8 protein-coding genes are annotated in these 7813 nt (G+C 56.3%); 2 read left to right on the forward strand and 6 right to left on the reverse strand.

The features are described from left to right. The 3 genes from C5687_RS11900 to blr form a co-directional block, all read right to left on the reverse strand. The gene (locus tag C5687_RS11900) at positions 1-441 is read right to left on the reverse strand and encodes a DUF2569 domain-containing protein (protein ID WP_104556992.1); all 441 of its coding nucleotides are present in this window, start codon (positions 439-441) and stop codon (positions 1-3) included. A gap of 86 nt (positions 442-527) precedes the next feature. Then, complete coding sequence (gene ydgT, locus C5687_RS11905; RefSeq protein ID WP_006174966.1) at positions 528-743, reverse strand: transcription modulator YdgT; 216 nt, start codon at positions 741-743, stop codon at positions 528-530. 232 nt (positions 744-975) lie between these two features. Then, positions 976-1101: a division septum protein Blr gene (gene blr / locus C5687_RS11910; protein ID WP_168112406.1), complete on the reverse strand. Its 126-nt coding sequence runs from the start codon at positions 1099-1101 to the stop codon at positions 976-978. Between the two features lie 243 nt (positions 1102-1344). On the opposite strand from blr, the gene C5687_RS11915 reads away from it, so the two are divergent. Beyond that, complete coding sequence (locus tag C5687_RS11915; protein ID WP_025758366.1) at positions 1345-2385, forward strand: oxidoreductase; 1041 nt, start codon at positions 1345-1347, stop codon at positions 2383-2385. A gap of 53 nt (positions 2386-2438) precedes the next feature. Here the strand turns inward: C5687_RS11915 and add are convergent, their stop codons facing one another. The 3 genes from add to malX all read right to left on the reverse strand — a co-directional run bounded on the left by add (position 2439) and on the right by malX (position 6350). Then, positions 2439-3440, reverse strand: a complete 1002-nt coding sequence (add, locus tag C5687_RS11920) for an adenosine deaminase (protein WP_104556993.1) — start codon at positions 3438-3440, stop codon at positions 2439-2441. Between the two features lie 96 nt (positions 3441-3536). Beyond that, the gene (locus C5687_RS11925) at positions 3537-4709 is read right to left on the reverse strand and encodes a MalY/PatB family protein (protein WP_095440789.1); all 1173 of its coding nucleotides are present in this window, start codon (positions 4707-4709) and stop codon (positions 3537-3539) included. Between the two features lie 48 nt (positions 4710-4757). Next, positions 4758-6350 (reverse strand): maltose/glucose-specific PTS transporter subunit IIBC, encoded by a 1593-nt coding sequence (gene malX / locus C5687_RS11930; RefSeq protein WP_104556994.1) that lies wholly within the window; start codon positions 6348-6350, stop codon positions 4758-4760. A 177-nt stretch (positions 6351-6527) separates the two neighbouring features. Here malX and C5687_RS11935 point away from each other — a divergent pair, with 177 nt between their 5' ends. Next, positions 6528-7556 (forward strand): Mal regulon transcriptional regulator MalI, encoded by a 1029-nt coding sequence (locus C5687_RS11935; RefSeq protein WP_025758370.1) that lies wholly within the window; start codon positions 6528-6530, stop codon positions 7554-7556. The last annotated feature ends 257 nt before the right edge of the window (positions 7557-7813 follow it).

Raw genomic sequence — 7813 nt, forward strand, 5'->3', positions numbered from 1 at the left:
TTACGGGTTCACAAAGGTGTTTTTCACCCGCGTTGAACGCTTGAAATAGGGCACCAGCAGCGCTGCGGCCAGCAGCGGGAAAAGCAGCTGACGGACGGCCAGGGCATCAGAAACGGGCGAAAACGCAAAGGCCTTCACCGCCAGCAGAACCGAAATCAGCAGCCAGATAATGTAGTGTTTAGGCACGCTTTTGCGGCGCTTAAAGAAGGCTATCGTCAGCCACAGCGTGTAGTACCACATCCCAATCGCGAAAACGAACGACACAAACCACATCGCAATATTAAGCACGCTTTGCGACTTCAGGGTCTGAATGGCATGAGGGGTAATCAGTGCGGTGGTATAAAGCAACAGCGCAAGTGATGCGCTTAATAAGGCAACCAGCAGCCATGCCAGTGGGGCGATTAACCAGCCTCCAATGCGTTCTCCAGGCGTTGCGGTCATGAACTCTCCCATAATCTGCGCGAAATGTTGTACAGCCAGTTTGCAGGGCGGAGAGTATATAACATTTCGCGCGGATGGCTACTTTCTTATAGAACGTAACGCCAGACAGACTTCGGTACTTCACCCACGTTGAACAAACGGCCTCCGGACACCAGCTCCGCTCGACGATGATCGGCGGCGCGATACATATTGATGATCTCCTGATTATCCGACAGGGTGTAGTTCAGATGGTCAAACAGTTTTTCCAGGCTCTCAAGCGAATTGATCTTGCGAAATTTTAATAAATAGTCCTGAACTGTCATATTAATAAGTTTCCATATAAAAGATGTGTAATACCCGTTAAGGTAATTTGTTCGAATAATAAACGGATTAATAAAGACGTAAACAGCCCACTCAGGTAACGCGACGAAATTAGGAGTTTTCTTTGCTGAAATTCAGGCATCAGAAGATGCCTGGAAGAGAAGGTTAACCGTGTTCACCAGGGCTGGCAATACGTAACTGACATATTATGTCACTCTTTATTGCCGTAACCGGTTACTTAGGTTGGGCGACAGTGACAGGCTCCGGCGGCTGGTAGTTATCGATATGGCTGGCGACGCCAAGCAAAATGACCGATACCCCAAGAACAATCCATCCCGCTAATTCAATGATTCGATTAATAATTGACGTCATGATTCGTAATTGTACTTTATCCATAAAGACCGGGTGCAAATGTTACAGCGAGCTTTTCCCGACGGCAAGGGCTTTGGGAACGGTTCCCCTAAACAAAATCAGCAGGTTAATACTATGTAACAAAAACAACCGGCACAACCTGCTATTTTAAGTCATATGGCTCATTATTAATCTGTGGTAATGCCAGACTACCCAGTGTGAAATAAGAACGTCATAAAAGAGGATGGCACTATGAGTGATAATATCCGCGTCGGGCTTATTGGATATGGCTACGCGAGCAAAACGTTTCATGCGCCTCTGATAGCCGGAACGCCGGGGATGGCGTTGGCGGCAGTCTCCAGCAGCGATGCTGCTAAAGTTCATGCCGACTGGCCTTCCGTGCCGGTTGTCTCTGAGCCTAAACATCTTTTCAACGATCCGAACATTGATTTAATCGTGATCCCCACGCCGAACGATACCCACTTTCCGCTGGCAAAAGCGGCGCTGGAAGCCGGTAAACACGTGGTGGTGGATAAGCCCTTCACTGTGACGTTGTCACAGGCTCGCGAGCTGGATGCGCTGGCGAAGAGTCTGGGCAGGTTGCTGTCGGTTTTCCATAACCGCCGCTGGGACAGCGACTTTCTGACGGTAAAAAGGCTTCTCGGTGAGGGTACGTTAGGGGAGATCCTCTTTTTTGAATCGCACTTTGACCGCTTCCGCCCACAGGTACGCAACCGCTGGCGCGAGCAGGCCGGTCCGGGCAGCGGCATCTGGTACGATTTAGCCCCGCATCTGCTGGATCAGGCCGTGAATCTTTTTGGCCTGCCGGTGAGCATGACGGTCGATCTGGCCCAGCTCAGGCCCGGGGCGCAGACCACGGATTACTTCCACGCCGTGTTAAGTTACCCGCAGCGACGGATAGTGCTGCACGGCACGATGGTCGCGGCCGCGGAATCCGCCCGTTATATTGTCCACGGCACGCGCGGAAGCTACGTGAAATTTGGCCTCGATCCCCAGGAGGACCGGCTGAAAAATGGCGAGCGTTTGCCGCAGGAAGACTGGGGCTACGATATGCGCGACGGCGTTGTCACGCGGGTCGAAGGTGAAGAGCTGGTCGAGGAAACCCTGCTGACAATCCCGGGTAACTATCCGGCGTATTACGCGGCCATTCGCGATGCGCTGAACGGCTCGGGGGAGAACCCGGTGCCAGCCAGCCAGGCGATTCAGATTATGGAGCTGATTGAACTGGGGATTGAATCTGCCAAACATCGCGCCACGCTCTGTCTGGCATAAGTTTTAACTATTGTGTAGGCCGGGTCAGCGTCAGCGCCACCCGGCAAAGGGGGTTACGCTGTTGCCACCTTATCCCGCAGCGCCTGCTTCTCTGCTGGCGTCAGGAAGGCCATTTCCAGTCCGTTGATCTGCGCCTGACGGATCTGTTCGCGGCTCAGGCCCGCCTGCGGTGCGGCGATGTTGTACTCATGGATAATATCCACGCCCTGTACCGCCGGATCGTCCGTGTTCAGCGAGGCCAGTACGCCGTGCTCCAGGAACGTTTTCAGCGGGTGCTGGGCAAGCGTCGCCACGGTGCTGGTCTGAATGTTGGACGTCAGACAGGACTCAATCCCGATACGCTGCTCTGCCAGGAAATCCATCAGGGCGCGATCTTCCACCGCCTTCACGCCGTGACCGATACGCTCGGCACCCAGCTCACGGATGGCCTGCCAGATGCTTTCCGGGCCTGCGGCTTCCCCGGCGTGAACGGTAACATGCCAGCCGGCATCGCGCGCGCGGTTGAAATGGGAGAGGAACAGACTGCCCGGGAAGCCCAGCTCATCACCGGCAAGATCGATGGCGGTGATGGCATCGCGATGGGCCAGCAGCGCCTCCAGCTCCTGCAGGCAGGCGGCTTCGCCGAACGTACGGCTCATAATGCCAATCAGGCGGGCCTGAACATCGAAGGCTTTACATCCTTCACGAACGCCTGCAATGACGGCTTCCACCACGCCCGCAACGGGCAGGTTGTGGTTCATCGCCATATAGCCCGGCGAGAAGCGCAGTTCGACATAGTGCAGACCGTTGCGGGCCGCATCTTCAATGTTCTCGAACGCTACGCGACGGCAGGCATCCAGCGAGGCCAGCATCTTTACGCCCCAGTCGAGTTTGCTCAGGAAGCTGACCAGATCCGGTTCATTTGAGGTGACCTGTACGTGAGGGATCAGGGCATCAAGCGTTTGAGCGGGGAGCGTTAAATTGAACTGGCGGCCAAGATCGAGAATGGTTTGGGCACGAATGTTACCGTCAAGGTGACGATGAATATCAGTTAAAGGCAGGCGTGTATCAATCATGGTCGCACTCTTTTCTGGTTAAAGTGCGCCATATTATAAAAACAAAACGGGGTAAAAAGCTATTTGCGCAAGGGAATATTCCGTTGCGCAAACTGATTACCGCAGTGTGTTAATGCCCGCGATGAGGCGCTGAACCCCTTGCTCCAGCTTGCTGCGCGGGCAGCCCGCATTCAGACGTACGAAGCCGTTTCCCTCTTTTCCGTAGGTATATCCCGGCATGATGGCGACTTTTTGCTGCTCGATCAGCACCTTTTGCAGCAACCGATCGTCAAGGTTCAGCGGGCGCAGGTCAATCCAGGCCAGATAGGTCGCCTCTGGCGGCTGCCAGTTCAGTTTCGGAAAAGCGCCGTTTAATTCGCGAGCGATATACAACAAATTGTCTTCGAGATATTGGCGTAAGGCATCCAGCCAGGGGGCCCCCTGCTGATAGGCCGCGATATGGGCCGTCAGCGCCAGCACGGAGGGGGAAGAGAGCCCGTCGCGGCCTTTCAGGGCGCTGAGATAGCCGTTGCGGCTCGCTTCATCGCCAATGAGGCCGTAAGCCCCGGTGAGCGCCGGAATATTAAAGCTTTTCGAGCCGGAGGTCAGAAGCGCCCATTTGCCACGCGCCACCGCGCTCCATGGCGTGTGACGATGTTCGCCCCACACCATATCCATATGGATTTCATCACTGATCACCGCCACGTTATAGCGTTCGCACAGTTCTGCCATCTGCGTCAGTTCATCCCGCGTCCAGACTTTGCCGGTAGGGTTTTGCGGGCTGCACAGCAGCAAAATTTTATTTTCCGGTTTCGCCAGGGCTGCTTCAAGGGCCGCCATATTCCCCTGCCAGCCTGACGCCTGCTTTTCCATCTCAACCGCCACAACACGACGCGCGTTACCCTCGATGGCTTTATAAAACGCATCGTAGGCAGGGGTGTGCACCACCACGCCGTCGCCAGGGTTTGACCAGAGTCGTATCAGCTCGGAGACCATGTAGATAACGGAAGGGCCATAGACCACGCTTTCAGTATCAATCTGGCAGTTAAAGCGTTGCTCAAACCAGTGCGCGATGGCGGCGAGAAATTCATCATTTTTCCAGCGGCTGTAGCCGAACACGCCGTGATGAATACGCTCATGCAGCGCGTCGGTAATGCAGGGGGCGGTAGCGAAATCCATATCCGAGATGGTGAAGGGCAGTAGATCGGCCGCGCCAAAACGGTCGGCGACATAGTCCCACTGCGTACACCAGGTGCCGTGACGATCCACGACGGTTGAGAAATCAAACATGCTTTAATCCTTATCGTAAAACCCCCTCAAGGTGAGGGGGCTGAGGCATCAGGCTTCAACTGTTCGCATCAGGGTGGCCAGTTCATCTTTCACTGACTGCACCTGCGGGCCGATAACCACCTGCAAATTGTGCTGATTAAGTTGTACCACGCCGATGGCCCGGTTGGCTTTCAGGGCGTTGGTGTCCACTTTGGACATATCCGCCACCGACAGACGCAGGCGGGTAATACAGTTATCCAGAGAGGTAATGTTATCCGCACCGCCCAGCGCCGCCAGAATGGCCGGGGTGTTATAGCCGGATTTCCCCACGGTTCCTGCAACCGCCTGTTCCACGCTGGTGGCCGTATCGGTATCGCGGCCCGGCGTTTTCAGGTTAAAGCGGGTGATGGCGAAGCGGAAGATGCCGTAGTACACCGCGAACCAGATCGCCGCCACAACCGGCACCAGGTACCACTTGGTGGAGAGGCCGTGCAGGATGCCGAACACCACGAAGTCGATCACGTTGCCGTCGGTATTGCCGATGGTGACGCCCAGCACCGCCATCACGGTAAAGCCCAGACCGGTCAGCACCGCGTGGATGAGATACAGCACCGGCGCGACAAACAGGAACAGGAATTCGATGGGCTCAGTGGTTCCGCCCACGACGCAGGCGATCACGCCGGAAATCAGCAGTCCTTTAATTTTATGGCGGTTTTCCGGACGCGCACAGTGGTACATCGCCAGCGCGGCGCCAGGCAGGCCGCCGAGGAAGGCCGGCATTTTACCCTGAGACAGGAAACGGGTTGCGCTTTCAGAGAAACCGTGGGTGGTCGGGCAGCTCAGCTGTGCCTGGAAGATGGTCAGCGCACCGCTCACATCGTGCCCGCACACCTCCATGGTGCCGCCCGCTTCGGTAAAGCGGATGAGCGCCACCAGGATATGCTGCAGGCCAAACGGCAGCAGCAGACGTTCGCCGGTGCCGAAGATCATCGGACCAAAATCGCCCGCGCCGTTAATGATGCGGCCAATGCCGTTAATGCCCATCGCGAAGACCGGCCAGATCAGCGGAATGATCAAACCAAACAGGCCCATCACCACCAGGGTGACAATCGGCACAAAGCGGGTGCCGCCAAAGAAGGCCAGCGCATCCGGCAGACGGATATTGTGGAAACGCTCGTGCAGCATCCAGATAATCACCCCGGCGATCACCGCCCCGAGGATCCCGGTATCAATAGACTGGATACCAATCACGCTCTGAATATTGTTGGCTTTCAGTACCGCCGCGTCGGTGGTAGGCAGAATGCCTTTCGCGGTCAGCCAGAAGTTAACCGCGAGGTTCATTACGGCGTAACCCACAAACCCGGCGAACGCCGCGACGCCTTTGTTCTCGCGGGCCAGGCCCAGCGGGATAGCGATACAGAACATAACGGGGAGGAAGCTGAAGGCGAAGGAGCCGACTTTACTCATCCAGATAAAGATCGCCTGCAGCGCGGGCGCGTCGAGGAACGGGATCAGGGTGATGACGTCTTTACTGCTTAACGAGCTGCCGATACCGAGCATGATCCCGCAGAACGAGAGGAGCGCCACGGGCAGCATAAAGGTTTTACCCAGTTGCTGGAAAAATTCCCACAGCGATATTTTTTGTGCTGCTTTCGCCGTCATAAAACGACTCCTTTATTGTTAAAATCAGTTTGCCTGCTTCAATGCTGCGAGAAGATAAAACGTTTTATCAAACTTTAGTGCGCGCTATATCACATTCTCAGGCTTTGACTGGTAGTATAAAGATAACGTATTGATAAAACGTTTTACCGATCTCATTTCAGGGAGTCACGCCGACACATGGCTGTAGCGAAAAAAATCACCATTAACGATGTCGCGCTGGCGGCGGGGGTTTCCGTCAGTACCGTTTCGCTGGTGCTGAGCGGAAAAGGACGTATCTCACCCGCAACCGGCCAGCGGGTTAACGAGGCGGTTGAGCAACTGGGCTTTGTGCGTAACCGCCAGGCATCGGCGCTGCGCGGCGGGCAGAGCGGGGTGATTGGCCTGATTGTCCGCGACCTGACGTCACCGTTCTATGCGGAGCTGACAGCAGGGCTAACGGAAGCCCTTGAAGCGCAGGGGCGAATGGTCTTTTTGCTGCATGGCGGACGCGAGGCCGATCAGCTTCTCTCCCGTCTCGATATGCTGCTGACCCAGGGGGTGGACGGGGTGATCGTCGCCGGCGCGTCGGGCGTGGGCAGCGAGTTGTGCGAGCGTGCCGCCGAAAAAGGCGTGCCGCTGGTGTTTGCCTCCCGCGCCAGCTATCTCGACGAGGCCGACACGCTGCGCCCGGATAACATGCAGGCCGCGCAAATGTTGACCGAGCATCTGATTCGCCGCGGGCACCAGCGCATTGCCTGGCTGGGGGGCAAAAGCTCTTCCCTGACGCGGGCTGAGCGGGTAGGCGGCTACTGCGCAACGCTGATCAAATATGGCCTGCCGTTCCACAGCGAATGGGTCGTGGAGTGTGAATCCAGCCAGAAGAAAGCGGCAGAAGCGATAGGTGCACTGCTGCGCAGCAGCCCGACGATCAGCGCCGTGATTTGCTATAACGACGTGATTGCCATGGGCGCCTGGTTTGGCCTGATCCGCGCCGGGCGTCAGAGCGGCGAGGGCGGGGTGGAAACCTTCTTCGGCCATCAGGTGGCGCTGGGGGCGTTCGCCGACGTCGGCGAAAACGCGCTCGACGATCTGCCGATCGTCTGGGCCACGACCCCAGCGCGGGAGATGGGCTACACCCTGGCGGACAGGATCATGCAGCGCATCGACAATACGGATGTTCAGGCCGGGCACCAGATTGTGGCGGCGCGGCTAGTGACGGTGAAATAGACACCTCGGCACATTGCCCGGCGACGCTGCGCTTGCACGGGCCTACAACGGCCCGGAATCGTAGGCCGGGTAAGGCGTAGCCGCCACCCGGCTAAAATATTACCGGCGCTAAACTTCTCGGGCATTTCAATACAGAAATATATAAAAATGCATGGTTTATTTTCAATTAACCATAAACCTTGTTACTGGTTGTTCGATACTTTTTGCCACGTCTGAATCAAAAAAACAGCCATGCTTCCGGCCAGGTTAACAGCTAA

Origin of the sequence: Enterobacter sichuanensis (assembly GCF_002939185.1) — a bacterium.
Taxonomy (GTDB): domain Bacteria; phylum Pseudomonadota; class Gammaproteobacteria; order Enterobacterales; family Enterobacteriaceae; genus Enterobacter; species Enterobacter sichuanensis.

What these genes read in the sequence shown, in the direction of transcription:
- malX (WP_104556994.1), bottom strand. Translation starts at nt 6,350, where the DNA reads ATGACGGCGAAAGCAGCACAAAAAATATCGCTGTGGGAATTTTTCCAG.
- C5687_RS11935 (WP_025758370.1), top strand. Translation starts at nt 6,528, where the DNA reads ATGGCTGTAGCGAAAAAAATCACCATTAACGATGTCGCGCTGGCGGCG.
- C5687_RS11915 (WP_025758366.1), top strand. Translation starts at nt 1,345, where the DNA reads ATGAGTGATAATATCCGCGTCGGGCTTATTGGATATGGCTACGCGAGC.
- C5687_RS11900 (WP_104556992.1), bottom strand. Translation starts at nt 441, where the DNA reads ATGACCGCAACGCCTGGAGAACGCATTGGAGGCTGGTTAATCGCCCCA.
- ydgT (WP_006174966.1), bottom strand. Translation starts at nt 743, where the DNA reads ATGACAGTTCAGGACTATTTATTAAAATTTCGCAAGATCAATTCGCTT.
- C5687_RS11925 (WP_095440789.1), bottom strand. Translation starts at nt 4,709, where the DNA reads ATGTTTGATTTCTCAACCGTCGTGGATCGTCACGGCACCTGGTGTACG.
- add (WP_104556993.1), bottom strand. Translation starts at nt 3,440, where the DNA reads ATGATTGATACACGCCTGCCTTTAACTGATATTCATCGTCACCTTGAC.